The organism is Roseovarius sp. MMSF_3350, assembly GCF_030733425.1.
In the GTDB taxonomy this organism is placed as follows: Bacteria; Pseudomonadota; Alphaproteobacteria; order Rhodobacterales; family Rhodobacteraceae; genus Roseovarius.
The window spans coordinates 114,822-130,323 of record NZ_JASHIZ010000013.1 but is presented as its reverse complement, the minus strand read 5'-3'; the positions used below and the strand labels follow the sequence as shown (position 1 = coordinate 130,323).

14 protein-coding genes are annotated in these 15,502 nt (G+C 67.1%); 3 read left to right on the top strand and 11 right to left on the bottom strand.

Features of this window, described 5'->3' with window-relative positions; translation table 11 throughout:
• The 3 genes from RBB31_RS13670 to RBB31_RS13660 form a co-directional block, all read right to left on the bottom strand.
• The coding region (locus RBB31_RS13670) for a transglycosylase domain-containing protein (RefSeq protein WP_306129854.1) at positions 1 to 599 on the bottom strand (599 nt) is incomplete at its 3' end.
• Positions 586 to 1,164: a putative glycolipid-binding domain-containing protein gene (locus RBB31_RS13665; RefSeq protein WP_306129853.1), complete on the bottom strand. Its 579-nt coding sequence runs from the start codon at positions 1,162 to 1,164 to the stop codon at positions 586 to 588. The genes RBB31_RS13670 and RBB31_RS13665, both read right to left, overlap by 14 nt.
• Positions 1,165 to 1,177: 13 nt before the next feature.
• The gene (locus RBB31_RS13660; RefSeq protein WP_306129852.1) at positions 1,178 to 6,619 is read right to left on the bottom strand and encodes an alpha-2-macroglobulin family protein; all 5,442 of its coding nucleotides are present in this window, start codon (positions 6,617 to 6,619) and stop codon (positions 1,178 to 1,180) included.
• A 154-nt stretch (positions 6,620 to 6,773) separates the two neighbouring features.
• On the opposite strand from RBB31_RS13660, the gene RBB31_RS13655 reads away from it, so the two are divergent.
• From RBB31_RS13655 to RBB31_RS13645, 3 genes are all read left to right on the top strand, one after another.
• Positions 6,774 to 8,960 carry a response regulator gene (locus tag RBB31_RS13655; protein WP_306129851.1) on the top strand — a complete coding sequence of 729 codons (2,187 nt, stop codon included), beginning with the start codon at positions 6,774 to 6,776 and terminating at the stop codon, positions 8,958 to 8,960.
• 153 nt (positions 8,961 to 9,113) lie between these two features.
• Entirely contained in the window at positions 9,114 to 9,971 is an 858-nt protein-coding gene (locus tag RBB31_RS13650; RefSeq protein ID WP_306129850.1) for a DMT family transporter, read from the top strand.
• Positions 9,968 to 10,630, top strand: a complete 663-nt coding sequence (locus RBB31_RS13645; RefSeq protein ID WP_306129849.1) for a 5-formyltetrahydrofolate cyclo-ligase — start codon at positions 9,968 to 9,970, stop codon at positions 10,628 to 10,630. Before RBB31_RS13650 ends, RBB31_RS13645 begins: the two co-directional genes overlap by 4 nt.
• Positions 10,631 to 10,636: 6 nt before the next feature.
• On the opposite strand, the gene RBB31_RS13640 is transcribed toward RBB31_RS13645, so the two are convergent.
• From RBB31_RS13640 to rpsP, 8 genes are all read right to left on the bottom strand, one after another.
• Positions 10,637 to 11,446, bottom strand: a complete 810-nt coding sequence (locus RBB31_RS13640; RefSeq protein ID WP_306129848.1) for a division plane positioning ATPase MipZ — start codon at positions 11,444 to 11,446, stop codon at positions 10,637 to 10,639.
• Positions 11,447 to 11,645: 199 nt separating this feature from the next.
• Positions 11,646 to 11,867, bottom strand: a complete 222-nt coding sequence (rpmE, locus tag RBB31_RS13635) for a 50S ribosomal protein L31 (RefSeq protein ID WP_057790667.1) — start codon at positions 11,865 to 11,867, stop codon at positions 11,646 to 11,648.
• A 12-nt stretch (positions 11,868 to 11,879) separates the two neighbouring features.
• Complete coding sequence (gene rplS, locus RBB31_RS13630; protein ID WP_057790669.1) at positions 11,880 to 12,263, bottom strand: 50S ribosomal protein L19; 384 nt, start codon at positions 12,261 to 12,263, stop codon at positions 11,880 to 11,882.
• Between the two features lie 355 nt (positions 12,264 to 12,618).
• The gene (trmD, locus tag RBB31_RS13625; RefSeq protein ID WP_306129847.1) at positions 12,619 to 13,416 is read right to left on the bottom strand and encodes a tRNA (guanosine(37)-N1)-methyltransferase TrmD; all 798 of its coding nucleotides are present in this window, start codon (positions 13,414 to 13,416) and stop codon (positions 12,619 to 12,621) included.
• 31 nt (positions 13,417 to 13,447) lie between these two features.
• A complete protein-coding gene (locus tag RBB31_RS13620) occupies positions 13,448 to 14,263 on the bottom strand; it encodes a hypothetical protein (RefSeq protein ID WP_306129846.1) in 816 nt (271 codons plus the stop codon).
• 2 nt (positions 14,264 to 14,265) lie between these two features.
• Entirely contained in the window at positions 14,266 to 14,772 is a 507-nt protein-coding gene (rimM, locus tag RBB31_RS13615) for a ribosome maturation factor RimM (RefSeq protein WP_306129845.1), read from the bottom strand.
• Positions 14,769 to 14,918, bottom strand: a complete 150-nt coding sequence (locus tag RBB31_RS13610) for a hypothetical protein (protein ID WP_306129844.1) — start codon at positions 14,916 to 14,918, stop codon at positions 14,769 to 14,771. The genes rimM and RBB31_RS13610 overlap by 4 nt, the downstream gene beginning before the upstream one ends.
• Before the next feature lie 92 nt (positions 14,919 to 15,010).
• Positions 15,011 to 15,442 (bottom strand): 30S ribosomal protein S16, encoded by a 432-nt coding sequence (gene rpsP / locus RBB31_RS13605; protein ID WP_306129843.1) that lies wholly within the window; start codon positions 15,440 to 15,442, stop codon positions 15,011 to 15,013.
• Between the last annotated feature and the right edge of the window lie 60 nt (positions 15,443 to 15,502).

Here is a 15,502-nt window from a genome sequence, read left to right as displayed (position 1 = left end):
AGGGCCACGAGCAGCGCGGATTCGGCGGGGGTCAGGCGGCGGGGGGCCTTGCCGAACCACGCATAGCTGGCGGCACGGACGCCTTCGATATTGCCGCCGAAGGGTGCGCGTTCGAGGTAGAGTTGCAAGATCTGGGCCTTGGTGAGGCGACGCTCCAACGCCAGCGCGACGCGGGCCTGGCGGAGCTTGCCGGAAAGCTGCCCGGTGCCGCTGTCCTCGAGCAGGCGGGCGACCTGCATGGTCAGGGTGGAAGCGCCCGACACGACCTCGCCGTTCCAGAGCGCCTGCGCGGTGGCGCGGAGGATGGCGCGGGGGTCGACGCCGGAATGGGTGTAGAAGCGCTTGTCCTCGTAGGCGATGAGCATGTCGAGATAGCCCGCATCCACCGCGTCGGGCGTGGCGCCGAGCCGCCAGCGGCCGTCCTCGACCGTGTAGACCCTCAGGAGCGTGCCGGTGCGGTCGCGGACCTCGGTGGAAAGGGGCGTCAGGAGGGGCGGCAGGTCGGTGGCTGTGATCCACTGGTCGAGCTTGTCGCGCCCGAGCCCTGCGGCGAAGAGCGTAAGGGCCAGCAGCAGCAGGAGGCGGTCACAGCGGAACATGCTGGTCTTCCGCGTGCCAGAGGCCGGGATAACCGGTGACGAAGCCCGCGTCGTTGACCTCGAGCGTGGTGGTGTAATCGGTCTGTTCGGCGCTGTAGTCGATGATACCATACGTATGCGTACGTTGATAAGTCTGATCCAGCGGCGCGAGGGTCGCGGCGGGATAGTGCAGCCACGCGGCGCGGGTGGTCAGGGTGTCGTCCTGCTGTTTCGCAAGGCGGCGCAGGGGCATGAGGTTGGTGGCGGGGGTGAAGCTAAGATCGATGTCGGTGGCGTGCTCAAGCCCGGGTTGCGGTGTTTCGTTCAGCAGCCATGCCCCGTTGCGGTGGTCGACATGCAGGCGGACCTCGCTTTCGCCATGGGTGCCGGCGATATCGGCGTCGAGGGTCTGCCAGTTCTCGGTGCAGCGCACGACGTAGTCGAGCGCGGCGAAGCCGGCGTCGTCGTGAAAACGGGCGTGGCCGACCAACAGCCAGCCGTGATCGGCGCGGGCGAGGCGGCAGGTGTCCTGCCCCTCGCAATAAAGCGCGCGCCAGGTGATCGTGGCGACGGTCTTGCCTGTCATATACCCTGGCCCGTCATTCCGCCGTGACCGTCAGGCGCCCGGTGGCCGAGCGGGCGCGGTATTGCGGGCGGTACATGTCCTCGACCGAGGCCGCCGGGTGGTGGTAGCTGCCCGGTGAGATCGCGCGGACGATGTAGGCAAGGCGGAAGGCGTCGTCCGAGCGCCAGTCGACAGCAGCGATGAAGCGATCGGCGCGGAACTCGGAATGCTCGGCACTGGCCGGGTCGAGCCAGTCGAGCGCGTTCACGTCGCCCGAGCGCAGCAGGTTCGGGTTGTCGATTTCCAGCCCTGCCGGCAGCGGGTCGTCGATGATGAGCCGCGCCTCGCCCTTCTCGAACGGGCGGACCGTCAGCACGGTGACGAGGCGGGTGCCGGTGGTCACTGTCGACAGGTCCACCGGCGTGCCGTCCATGTCGAAATAGCTGCGTTCAATGGCATAGCCATAGCCGCCGGCCTCGGGCGGTGTCACCGGCACGCCGAGGGTGGTGAGGGTGATGTCGGTGGCGTTGGCGCCGGTGTTGGTGAGGGTTTGTGGCGTCAGGGACGTGGCGGAGATGGTGCGCACGAAGGGGCCCGAAACAGGTTCGCCGTCGAGCGACAGGCCGGACACGGACGGGTCGCTGAGGAGGGCGCGGGCGGCCAGAAGGGACCAGGCCTGTTCCTGCGTGGACATGTGCGGGCCTTCGGCGGTGATCGCGCTGGCAAGGGCGTCGGCATTGACGGCATTGCTGCCCGCCTCGGTCGCCAGGGTCAGCACGCCGGCGCGGTCGCGCAGGCGGGTGCCATAGTCGGCGCGCCAGACCTGGCCTTCTTCGCCGGAGGTCTGGTTGATGGTCTGCTGGGCCGCGGCGAACATGCGGTCGGCGCGGGTCTGGTCGCCGTAGAAGGCGAGGGCCGCACCCAGTTGGGCCTGGGCCAGGGGCGTGGCGAAGGCCTGTGCCTTGACGTCGGCGTAGTAGCGCAGGTCGCCCATGCGGGCCGCGCCTTCGCGGGCGAGGACCATGAGGGCATAGGCGATGTCTTCGCCCCCCTGATCGAAGTCGGGGGCGTAGTTGATGCGGTTGCGCAGGTTGTCCATCGCCATGGTGTAGGCGGTGTCGGGGATGTCGAAGCCTTCGGATTTCGCGCGGGACAGGAAGTCGGCAACATAGGCGTCGAGCCAGAAATCGCCTGAGCTTGCGCGCCAGAGGCCGAAGCTGCCGCCGGAGGATTGACGCGTGAGGATGCGGGCGATGGATTGGTCGATGCGGGTCTTCGCCTCCGCCTCGGAGGCGAGGCCCATCGCGGCGGCGACCTGGTTGAAATAAAGCAGCGGCATGGCGCGGCTGACCACCTGTTCGGTGCAGCCATAGGGGTAGCGGTCGAGCGCGGCCAGAAGGCGGGGTGCGTCGAGTTTCGCCAAGGGTCCCGCCGCGAGGATGGCGCTGGCCGTGTCGGGGCGCAGGTCGGCGAAGACGTCACCTCCCAGCGTGAAGCTGTCGCCCGCGCCGAGAGAGAAGCGGCGGGTGGTGGCGATGACCGGATCGTTGGCGCGGATGCCGAGCGGCATCTGCTTGGTCAGTTGCTTGCCATCGGGCGTGGTGAGCGCGATGCGCACGGTGGCGTCGCCCACGTCGCCCGCGGTGATGGGCAGGGAGAGCGTGGTTTTCTCCTGTTCGCCCAGTTCGAGGCCGGAGGGAATGGTGCCCCCCAAAGTGAGGCCGGTGCCACTGACGTCGAGGCCCATGCGACCCGTCGGCCCTTCGGTGTGCTGGATTTCCAGCAGCAGGCGGCTTTCGTCGCCGGGGGCGAGGAAGCGCGGCAGGGAGGCGGTGACGACGACGGGGTCGCGCACGATGGTCTGATCCTCGGCCTGGCCCACGGCGGTGGGGGACCACGCGACGGCCATGAAGCGGACGGTGCCGTTGAAATCGGGCATGTCGAAGCTGGCCTGCGCGGTGCCATCGGGGCCGATCTCCAGCGGGCCTGTGAAGTATGCGACGAGATCTTCGGTGGGCGGCGGCTGGGTGCCCGAGAGGGGGTTGCCGGCGTCACCGCCGGAGCGGACCTGGCCCTCGGCGCCGTTCATGCCGTCGATGAGGCGGCCATAGAGGTCGCGGATCTCGACGCCGAGGCGTCGCTGGCCGAAGTAGTGCCCGGACGGGTCGGGCGACTGGAAGCCGGTGATGTTGAGCACGCCCACGTCCACGGCGGCGAGGGTGACGTAGCCGGTCTGACCCTCCGCCAGCCCGTCGACATTGACGGTGACGTCCAGCGGCCCGCGCGGGGCGGCGGTGTCGGGGGCGTCGATGGAGACGGAGAGCTGTTTGTCGCCCGGTGCGATCTTGGCGTAGCTAAGGCCGAGCGAGCGGGCCGGGTTCTGGCCGGCGCTGACGTTCATCGGGCGGATGACCTGTGCGGTGACATAGGCGCCCGCGCCCCAGTCCTCGGTGATGGAAAGGGGGATGATGTTCTCGCCCTCGGTGACCTCGACCGCCTGGCGTTCGATGACGTGGTTCGACATGACGGTGATGAGCGCGGTGCCGGCATAGCGGGGCACGACGCGCAGCTGGGCGGTGTCGCCGGGGGTGTATTCCGGCTGGTCCAGCGACAGCTCCAGCGTGTCGGGCGTGTCGCTGGCGTCGGCGGGGGCGTACCAGCCGGCGTAGAAATCGGTGGAGGATGAGACGTAGTCGCCGCCGGTGCGTTCGACGACCAGTTCATAATGACCCCATTCGACGGGGGCGGAGACGGTGAGCGGACCCGTGCCCAGCGTGGCGTCGCCGGTGGCGACCTGTTCGCGGGTGGTGATCGGCTCCCAGTTCCACGAGCCGTAATCCTGATACCATTGGTAGCGCGTGGTGACGCGGTTGACCGTCCATTTCACGTCCATCGGGCCGGGTGTGAGATCGGGGGAAATGCCGATGACCTGGAAGCGGGCTTCGGAATTCTCAGCCACGACGCCGTCGGCCATGGGCTTGATGCCGATCATGGGGCCGGCGGGGGCGAGCTTCCGGGAAAGGGTGCGTTCGACCGGGCGGCCGGAGCCTTCTTGCAGGGTGACGGTGATGTCGGCCTCGAACGGGCGGTCGGTGACGTCGAATTCGGGCATCTCGGCGGCCATCTGAAGCTGGCCGTCGGGGCCGGTCTTGCCGCCGGGCAGGTAGGTGATGCGGGCGCCCGCCGGGTCGTCATGGCGGCCGAAGCGGAAGCCGGGGAAATCGTCGAGCGTGGAGCGGGCGGAGACCTTGACGTTGCCATCGGCCACGAGGCCAGCACCGGGCGCGCCGAAGAGATAGCGGGCGTCGATGGTGAGCGGGGGCGTGTCGCCGGGGCGGATGGGGCCGTCCGGCAGCGACAGGTCGAAGTCGATGCGCTCGGGCAGGAAATCCTCGACCAGCAGCGTGCGGCTGACCAGCGGGTCGTCCTCGGGGTCGGACAGGATGTCGAGCGTCCAGCTGCCGGTGGGGACACTCGCACCGACCGGCAGGGTGAAGACGTGGCCGCCCGCGTCGTCATCGCCGGACAACTGGCGGGAGTATTCCACGCCGTCGGGGCGGCGCAGGATGGCGGTGAGGGGCAGGCCGGGGATCGCCTCGGCCACGTTGTCGCGCGCGAGGGCCGTCGCGTGGATCACCTCGCCCGGGCGATAGGCGCCGCGGTCGGTGGCGAGGAAGACGTCGATGGGCGGCGCGGGCGGGCGGCCCTCGACGCCGCGGTCCGAGAGGTCGAAGGCGGGATCGGTGAGCGACAGGAAGGCCATGTCGTCGGGGCCGGCCTTGGCAAGGATCATCGCGGGGGCCGCGCCGGAGGTGCCGCGTGTCAGGCCGGGGGCAAAGAGCGCGTGGCCCTGGTCATCGGTTGTGGCCGTGCCAAGCACGCTGTTGGAGCGCGACAGCAGGGACAGCTCGACGCCGGATTGCGCCTGCGCATCGGCCAGACCACGCACGAAGACGTGCAGGCCGTCATTGCCCTTGAACGTGGTCAGCCCAAGGTCGGTCAGCACGAACCACTGGGTGGCGCCGGGGTTGTCGAAGGGGTCGGCGCCGGGGATGGTGGCGGTCAGCGCGTAGATGCCCGGGGCCTCGTCGGCCAGCACATCGCCCAGCGGCAGGCGGGTGGTCATGGTCCGGTTCAGGGTGTTCTGCACCTCGCCGGTGCCGGTCCAGACCTCCTCGGCGATCTCGTTGCCGAACTCGCGTTCCTGGTACTGACTGAGCGGGCGGCCGAAGAAATCCTGTTGCATGGTGCGCAGAAGATTGCGGTCGGAGACGCGGCGCAGGAGCAGCTCGACCTCGTCGAGGTTGACGGTCTCGATCGGCAGGGCGGTGTCGGCGGCCTTGGGCAGGATGTAGGCCCGGCCCGGGAAGCTGACGCGCGAGGAACGGTCGCGGACGTAAAGCGTGATCTCGGTGTCGCGCTGGAGTTTCTCGCCGCTGGCGGCGGGCAGGCCCTCGCGGAAGGTGACGCGGTAGCGCTCGCCGTGCTGGACGCCGGCGATGCAGATCTGGTTGCCCGACGGCTGCACCACCAGTCCGGGATCGGGCAGGCGCACGAAGGGCGTGTAATCGGTGCCCGCCTCGACCAGCGGTTCGGAGAACTCGGCGCAAAGGCGCGGCTGGGCGCTGTCGCTTTCGGCGCGGTGCTCGGTGATGCGGAAGCCGTACTTGGCGATGGCGGCGTCGAGCGCGGTCATCACGTCGTCGCGTGGCTGGATCGATTCGGCCAGGCGCAGGGTGGGCACGGTGGCCTGGCCCCGGCCCATGGTTTCCAGCGCCTGCGACATCAGCAGAAGGGCGTTGATGCGCGCGGGATCGCCGGGCGCACGCAGGTAGGCGTTGATCGCGGCCTGGAAGGCGCGTTCCGCATAGTTGCGTTTCTCGGAGTCGTTCTGCGCCGGGATCAGCAGCGACAGGCGGGCGTATTCCGCCCATTGGTCGGCGGCGTCCGAGCGGGCCACGGCGGCCCCCATCCAGCGCATGGCGTTGAGGTAATCCTGCTGCGCGATGCGGTCCTGTGCGGCGTTGACCATGGCGGGCACGTCCCATTGCCCGCCGGGATGGCGCGCGCCGATGCCGGTGGCCTGGTCGCGGGCCTGGTTCAGATCGCCCGGATTGAGGAAGCCCAGATCGGCGGTGCGGGCGGACGCGTCGTCTAGGACGCGGGTATCGGTATTGAAGACCTCGGCGGAAATCGCGCCCTCGTAGGGCTTGGTCTCGGTCAGGGCGCTTTTGGGGAAACAGGAATTGGAGCGGGTGTTGAAGGTGTAGGCGCGGCAGGCGTTGTTGGAAAAGCAGAGGTTGCGGCAGGCTTCGAGCGTAGTGTCGAAAAGCGGGTCGAGATCGGAACCGAAGAAGTCGACATCCTTGGTCACGACCTCGCGCCGTTCGGGCACGGCATCCTGGGCCAGCGCGCCGGAGGGGACGAGGCTGGCGGAAAGGCTGAGAACAATGGCGGCGAGAAAGCGTTGGAGCATAATGCCCTCCTTCAACGAATGGCGGCATGGTGCCATGCGCCCCACGGCAAGACAACGATTCCTGCGCCCGGGGCAGGTCAGGATTTAAGCACTTGTTCACCATAATAAGGGAGATTGAGGCACGAGAATGACCGGCATCGGCGGAGGTTGGGGCATGAGCCTTGCCAACAAACTGGCGGAGGAAAGGCGGGCCCGGTTGGCCGCCGAACGTCTGCTGGAACAGAAACAGGCGGAGCTTCAGGCCGCGAACCGCAAGCTGGGCCGCCATGCCCGTGCGCTGAGCGAGGAGATCGTCGAGACCCGCGCAGAAGTGCAGACCGTGCGGGACGAGAACGCGCGGGTGAAATCCGATCTGAACGTCGCCAACGAGAAGGTCGCCATCGCCGAGCGGCGGCTGTGGCATTCGATCCAGACGATCCAGGACGGGTTCGCCTTTTTCGATGCCGAAAGCCGGATGATCGCGGCCAACCACGCGTGGCTGGGCGTGTTCGAGGGGCTGGAGGACGTCAAGCCGGGGATCAGCTATGTCGAGATCCTGCAATGCGTCACCGAAGAGGGCGTCGTCGATATCGGGGATGCCGACCCTGCCGCGTGGCGCGAGAAGATGCTGGACCGCTGGCAGACCGTGGCGCCGGAGCCGGAAATCATCCGGCTGTGGAACGGCGCCTATATCAAGCTCATTGACCAACGCGGTCAGACCGGCGACGTGGTGAGCCTTGCGCTGAACATCACCGACACGATCCGCTATGAGGAGCGCCTGAAGGAGGCGCGGCGGAAGGCCGAGGCGGCGAGCCGGGCGAAATCGTCCTTCCTGGCGAACATGAGCCACGAGATACGCACGCCGATGAACGGGGTGGTGGGCATGGCGGAGCTGTTGACGGATACCGAGCTGGACGAGGAACAGCTGCTATATGCCAATACGATCAAGAATTCGGGCGAGGCGCTGCTCGTGATCATCAACGACGTGCTGGATTATTCCAAGATCGAGGCCGAAAAGCTGGTGCTGCACGAAGAGCCGTTCGACCTGGAACGCTGCATTCACGAGTTGATCATGCTGATGCAGGTGAACGCGAGGGACAAGGGGATCGACCTGCTGGTGGATTACGATCTGTTCCTGCCGACGCGGTTCGTGGGCGATCCGGGGCGGCTGCGGCAGATCATGACGAACCTTCTGGGCAATGCGGTGAAGTTTACCGAGGAAGGCCACGTGATGGTGAGGGTCGTGGGTGTGGAGGCCGAGACCGAGGGTGCGGCGCGTCTGCACGTGACGATCGAGGACAGCGGCATCGGCATTCCGGCCGACAAGGTCGGGCACATCTTCGGCGAGTTCAACCAGCTGGACGGCGAGAGCAACCGCAAGTTCGAGGGCACGGGGCTTGGGCTGGCGATCTCGGAGAAGCTGGTGCGGCTGATGGGCGGCGATATCTGGGTGGAGTCGGCCGAGGGGCAGGGCTCGACCTTCGGCTTTGCCGTGGAACTGCCGCTTGCGGAGGCGGAGACGGAGACGGGGCAGGATTTCAGCGTGCCCGACGGGCTGCGCAAGGTGCTGATCGTCGAGACCAACGCGCTCAATCGCGCGATCCTGGAGCGGCTGTTCACGGCGCTGGAGGTCGCGGTGGTGTGCTGCGACAGCGGGGCGCGGGCGCTGGAGGCGATGGACGCGGAGGTGAGCCTAGTGATCACCGACCACGTGATGCCCGAAATGGACGGGATCGAGCTGGCCGAGGCCCTGAAAGAGGCCGGGCACGCGGCGCCGGTCCTGCTGCTGAGCGGCAATATCGGCAGCGTCGATCAGGACCCGGGCCGGCGGTTCGTCGATGCGGTGCTGCAAAAGCCGTTCCCGCGCAACGCGTTGTTTGCGGCTTTGGCGCGGATGCCGGGCCTGAGGGCTGGCTTGGCGGACGCGCCGCCGTCGCACGCCGCGACGCAAAGGGTGATGCGGGTGCTGGCGGCGGAGGACAACAAGACCAACCGGCTGGTGTTTTCCAAGATGGTGAAGGCGATGGATATCGACCTGAAATTCGCGGTGAACGGCGAGGAGGCGGTGGCCTTCTACCGCTCGTTTCGGCCCGACATCGTGTTCATGGATATCTCGATGCCCGAGATGGACGGCAAGGAGGCGGCCCGCGCGATCCGGCAGATCGAGGCGGAGAGCGGCGCGCATGTGCCCATCGTGGCCATGACCGCCCACGCCATGGAAGGCGACGAGGACGATATCCTGTCGGTCGGGATCGACCATTACCTGTCGAAGCCGCTGTCGAAACAGACGCTGATCGAACATGTGCTCGCGGCCTGCCCCGCAGGCGTGCGTCCGCCGCGGGAAGGACAGAGCGCCGCCTAGACCCTTGGGCAAGGCGCGGGTCGCGGGTGGCGTGTCGGGCATCAGGGCAACCGGGTAGTGGCCCAGGCGGCGCGGAGAACCCGCGGCGCATCCGTGACTAAATCCGCGCCAACGGTCTTTACTTTCTGATCAAATTCCAGGCAATTTCGCGCCATGAATGCGCATCTCAAAGGGCTGCTGCTGACCACGCTGGGCGTGTTGTTCGTGGTGCCCGACTCCCTCTTCGTGCGGCTGATCGAGGCAGAGCCGCTGGTCGTGGCCTTCTGGCGCGGGATCACTGCCGGGGTGTTCATCCTGGTGGGCGTGCTGGCCTTCATGCCGCGCGGATCGACCCGTGCCGCGCTCAGCACCGGCTGGCCGGGGGTGATCTATATCGTGCTGATGGGCTCGACCGCGCCCGGCTTCGTGCTGGCGGTGACGCAGACCAGCGTGGCGAACGTGGTGTTCATCTTCGCCTCGATGCCGGTTTTTGCAGCCATTTTCGGCAAGGTGTTTTTGGGCGAGGGGATCAGCGCGCGCATGGTGCTTACCATGCTGGGGGTGTTCGCGGGTCTGGCGATCATCGCCTATGGGTCGGGCGAGAACGAGATCGCCAGCTGGAAGGGCGACGTGTGGGCGGTGGTCGTCTGCGCCTCTTACGCGGGGGCCCTGACGGCGGTGCGGCAATTGAAAGACGTCTCGATGATCCCGGCCATTCCGGTGGCCTATATCGGGGCAGGGCTGGTGGTGCTGCCTTTCGTGTCGCCCTGGGTGCCGGTGGCGGCGCAGTGGCACCTGTTTGCGCTGCACGGGGCGTTCATCGCGGTCGCCACGTGCTTTCTGACGTTGGGGCCGCGCTATATCAGCTCGGCGGAGGTGTCTTTGCTGATCCTGCTGGAATCGGTGCTGGCGCCGCTATTGGTCTGGGCCGTCGTGGGCGAGGACCCGGGGCGCTGGGCCATCGTCGGCGGCGCGGTGGTGATCGGGGCGCTGCTTGTGTCGAACGTGGTGGCGCTCAGGCGGCGGCGGTGACCGGCGCGGAGGATGACGCGGGCGGCGAGCCGCCGTGTTCTGCGCAGTACGTGGTGGGCGGCCATGTGGTGGATGCGCAGACATGGGCCGACGTGGCGCGGTTTCGCAAGAGTGATCGCGCAAGGCTTTATGCCCTGCGCAAGGAGCTGTCGCAGGACGAGCTGGCCGGACAGGCGGCGGCGGCGATGGCCACGCTGACCCGTGTTCTGGGGGATGTCGCGGGCAAGACCGTGGCCGGGTACTGGCCGATCCGGGGCGAGTTGGACCTGCGGCCCTGGCTCCGCCTGGCGATTGCGGCGGGGGCGCAGGCGGCGTTGCCGGTGGTGGTGGAAAAGGGCCGCGCGGTGGCGTTTCACCTTTGGCACCCCGGCGCGAAGATGACGCGGGGCATCTGGAACATTCCGGTCCCGGTCGAGATTCATCCGGTCACGCCCGATATCGTCATTGCGCCACTTCTGGGGGTCGATGACGGATGTTTCCGGCTGGGCAACGGGGGCGGCTATTACGACATGACGCTGGCGGGGCTTACACCGCGGCCGCGGGTGATCGGGGTGGGGCATGATTTCTGCCCGGTGCAGACGATCTTTCCCCAGCCCTGGGACGTGCCGATGGACGACGTGATCCTGGGCGACGGGTCGCATGTGCGCCGCGAGGGCTGAGCGCCGTCAGAAATCGACCGTCACGCCGGGCAGGTTCAAGGCCTTGACGAGGTCGCGCAATTCCTGCCGGGCGGCGATGTTCGAGATGTTGAGACCTTTCACGCCGATATCCTTGAGGTCCAGCAGGGTCAGGCCGCGCGGGAAAAGCTCGCGGAAGATGACCCGTTCGTTGAAGCCCGGCGCTGTGCGAAAGCCGATGCGCTTGGCGAGGTTTTCCAGCGCCGCGCCCATCTTTTCCTTGTTCACCATCTGCTGCGCGCCGAGGCGGTTGCGCACGACGATCCAGTCGATCGGTTTCAACCCCGCCTGCGCCCGAAGTTGACGCGCGTTCCAGACCATCTCGGAATAGACCGAGGGGCCGAGGATTTTCTGCCCGTCGGTGTCGACATGCGCCAGGAGGTCGAAATCGACGAAGCTGTCGTTCAGCGGTGTGACCAGCGTGTCTGCCAGCGAATGCGCCACCTGGCTGAGCCGGGTGTGCGAGCCGGGGCAGTCGATGATGATGAAATCGCTGTCTGGTTCCAGCTGGGCCACCGCCGCCGAGAGCCGGCGGTCATAGAGGTTTTCGCCGGGCTTCAGCTTGTCGGGGTCGACCTCGGGCAGGTCGTGGTAATGCGGGCCGGGCAGGTCGAGGCCTTCCTTGGCCAGATAGGCCGTGCGGTTATGGGCATAGCGGCCGAAGGTTTTTTGCCGCAGATCGAGGTCGAGCGCGCTGACGTTGTAGCCCATGCGGGCAAGTGCCGTGGCGACATGCATCGAGACGGTGGATTTGCCCGCCCCGCCCTTTTCGTTTCCGACGACGATGATATGTGCCATGCCCGTGCCCCTTTGCCCCGCTATTGATCCGGCGAACTGCCTTGCAGGTTCGGACGCCACTTTATGGTGTATGACCGTCCGGTTGAAGCCGGTTTGAAACGATCGCGCGGAAATATTGCATTTGCGCCATGCCGGGGCGAAAACGAAAAACGCCGCCCCGTGGCGGGGCGGCGTTTCGGTGGTGCGGACGCGGCGGGCTTTAGAAGCCGAGGCCGGCGTACTTGTTCTTGAACTTCGACACGCGGCCGCCCGAGTCCATCAGGCGGGTGCCGCCGCCGGTCCAGGCGGGGTGCACGGAGGGGTCGACGTCGAGCGACAGGGTGTCGCCTTCCTTGCCCCAGGTCGAGCGCATCTGGACGACGGTGCCGTCGGTCATCTTCACGTCGATGAAGTGATAATCGGGGTGCAGATCTTTTTTCATCTGGTCCGCTCCTTACGCGTTTGCGCCCGACTTGGGCTTGTAGTTGGAAACCTCTGCGATCCGGGCCGACTTGCCGCGCCGCTGGCGCAGGTAATACAGCTTGGCGCGGCGGACGCGGCCACGGCGCACGACTTCGATGCTGTCGATGTTGGTGGAGTAGAGCGGGAACACCCGTTCCACGCCTTCACCGAAGGAAATCTTGCGTACGGTGAACGAGCCGGCGATGCCTTCGCCGTTCTTGCGGCTGATGCAGACGCCTTCGAACATCTGCACACGGCTGCGGGTGCCCTCGGTCACCTTGAAGCCGACGCGCACGGTGTCGCCGGCCTTGAAGTCGGGAATGGTCTTTCCCAGTTCGGCGATTTGTTCCGCCTCGATTTCAGCGATCAGGTCCATCTGATCCACTCCTTACGTTGCTTGCGGTTGTCCCGCAAAGGTGATGCGCGGCCTTGAGAGCTCCTGGTCTTCTATCGGGTCCACTTGGAAGTGCCCGCCGGAGGTCAGGTCGTCATGTCTTTTGTCTCTGCGCTGCGTGCCGGGCGGGTGGGTGCCGAAGAAAGCAGGCCCTTTTGCCAAACAAACAGGTCCGGACGACTCGGTCGAGCCCCGGACGGGCGGTGTATAGGGGCAAACCGTGTGTCGATCAAGAGTAGTGTTGCGCGCGGGGCGGGACCGTTTTCTGCGCAGAAAACGGGATAGAAAATACGTATTTTCTATCGCGGAATTTGCGCAAATTCCGCTGGCGCAATCGTCAGTCGTCGCGATTGAGAAAGTTGGCCCAAAGGTCAGGGCGCCGCGCCTTTGTCAGTTCCTCGGACATGGCGCGCCGCCACTTGCCGATCTCGCCGTGGTGGCCGGACATCAGCACGTCGGGGATCTTGCGGCCATGCCATTCGGCGGGGCGGGTGTACTGGGGGTGTTCGAGCAGGCCGTCGGAGAAGCTTTCCTCCTCGGTGGAGGCCTCGTTGCCCAAGACGCCGGGCAGGAGACGCACCGTGGCGTCGATCATGGCCTGCGCCGCGAGGTCGCCGCCGGTGAGGACGAAATCGCCCAAGGACACTTCCTGAATGTCGTAATGGTCGATGACGCGCTGGTCGAGGCCTTCGAACCGGCCGCAGATCATCGTCACGCCGGGGCGGGTGGCCCAGTGGCGCGCCATGGCCTGGGTGAAGGGCGTGCCGCGCGGGCTGAGATAGACCAGCGGCGCGCCTTTGGGCGCGCGCGGGAGGGCGTGGTCGAGGGCGCGGCCCATCACGTCGGCCCGCAGGACCATCCCCGCGCCGCCGCCGGCGGGGGTGTCGTCGACGTTGCGGTGTTTGCCCTCGCCGAAACCACGCAGGTCGATCGTGTCGAGTTGCCACAAGCCGTCCTTCAGCGCCTTGCCCGTCAGACTGTGGCCGAGGATGCCGGGAAACGCGTCGGGCACTAGCGTAATGACCTGCGCCGACCATGCGCGGGCGAGGCGTTCGGGGCCGTCCATCAGACTACGCGGTTTGAGCGACGCGGTGATCGACTTGCGACCGTGGGATTTCGAGGCGGTGTCGGACATGGGGCTATGTGCGGTGCAAACCCGGGCGGCGTCAAGCGGGCGCGGCCGGCGTCTGGCGCGTGGCCCCGGCGGCGCGGTAGCGTTTGAGCACGGCGCGCTTGGCTTCGGCCAGGTCCGTGTCGGACAGGGCGGATCGGTTGAGCGCCAGCAGTTCCTCGGCGGCGCCGTCGGGCTGGACGTTATGGGCGGGAAGGGGCGCAAGGCCGTCGCGGGGCACGTCCAGATGGTCGAGGGCGATGCCGAGGGGGCCGAGCGGATCGGCGCCGCACTCTTCGATCGGCGCGTCGAGCACGGTGGCGCGGTGGCGGATGCGTTTGTCGACGCTGTCGACGATGGTGTCGAGGTCGGCGGCGCTGGACAGGTGGGCGCGGTAGGTCTCGAAATCCTCGGTCAGGCGCAGGGCGCGCAGGTTCTGCCACCAGACGCTGCGCTGCCAGTCGCGGGGGCTGCGGGTTGTGAACAGCACGCCGAGCGACGCGTCGGGGCCGAAATGGGCGGCAAGAACGGCGGTGGCGACGTTCATCAGGGGGGCCGCGGCGGCGTAGGTGGTGACGCCGTGATTGCCGGGGATGTAGCCGCAGAGATCCTCGGAGGTAATCATCAGGGCGCGGAGATCCTCCGGGTCGGCAGTGCGGACGGCGGCGGTGAAGCCTTCGGCAAAGCGGTGCAGATCGGTCTGGTCGCCATAGGCCGAGAAGCGTTTGGCCATGCGGGTGGCGTCAAGCAGATCGTGGGTGAACATAAGCCGCAGGTGGGGGCGCAGGGCCTGCTGAAGTTCGGCAGCGCCGCGTTGCAGGGAAGAGGTGCCGGTCTTGTGAAAGCCCGGATGCAGCAGGATTCGCGGCATGCTCAGAAGAGCCCCTCTGGCGGGTCGGCGATGATGCGTCCCGAGGCGAGGTCGACGGTGGGCACGGCCTCGACCGTGAAGGGCAGCAGGACGGTGGCCTTCAGCCCCGGTCCGTGGATTTCGAGGATGTCGGACGCGCCGTGGTTCTGGACCGATTTGACCCGGCCCAGCAGGGTGCCGCCGGTGTCGAATACCTCCAGCCCGATGAGGTCGGCGTGGTAGTATTCGTCGTCGGGCAGGGCGGGCAGGCGGTCGCGCTCGACGAACAGGCGCAGGCCGCGCAGGGCGTCGGCCTGTTCCTTGGTGGCGACGCCGGAGAGACGTGCGATCAGGGCGCCCTTGGTGGCCTGGCCGGTGAGGGTGATGGAAAAGCTCTGGCTGCCATCCTCGGAGGTGACGGGGCCATAGGTGGCGATATCCTCGGGCGTGGCGGTGAAGGACTTGAGGCGCAACTCGCCCCGGACGCCGAACGCGCCGGCGACGGCGCCTACGCAGATACGGTCGGTCATTGGCGCGCCTCTGCGATCGTGCAGAGACCCTTGCTGAAAAGCCCGCCCTGGGCCTTGCAGGTCTCGGACACGTTGTGTCGTTCGTAGAACACGCCCGCGACGAAGGTCATCGAACTGAGAACGACAAGGCGAATGAGGCCGAACATGGGGACTGTCCCGAAAGCGAACATGGTGCGTGCCGCCCCGGCAAAGCGAGGGGCGGCACGAAGATCATGGTGCCGAAAGCGGCGGATACGGATCAGCTTTCGCTGGTTTCTTCCGCGGCGGCCTCTTCGGCGGGCGCCTCTTCGGCCGGGGTTTCCTCGGCGGGGGCGTTGGCGGCTTCGGCCGCTTCGGCGGCCTTGGCGGCTTTCTCCTCGGCGCGATCCTTGGCTTTCTGGCCCGGCTCGGCCTTCTTCATGTTGGCGCGCTCTTTCTTCTCCAGAACGCCGGCGGCCTCAAGGAAGCGCGAGATGCGGTCGGAGGGCTGGGCGCCCTGGTCGAGCCAGTGCTGCACGCGCTCCATGTTCATCTTGACGCGGTCTTCGCTGTCCTTGGGCAGGAGCGGGTTGTAGGTGCCCAGCTTCTCGATGAAGCGGCCGTCGCGCGGCATGCGGCTGTCGGCGGCGACGATCGAGTAGTGGGGGCGTTTCTTGCTGCCACCACGGGCAAGGCGGATTTTCATGGCCATTGGTGTTCTCCTTTTATGGCGTTGGTGTGGTGGGGTGAAACCCCACCCTACGGTTGGTTT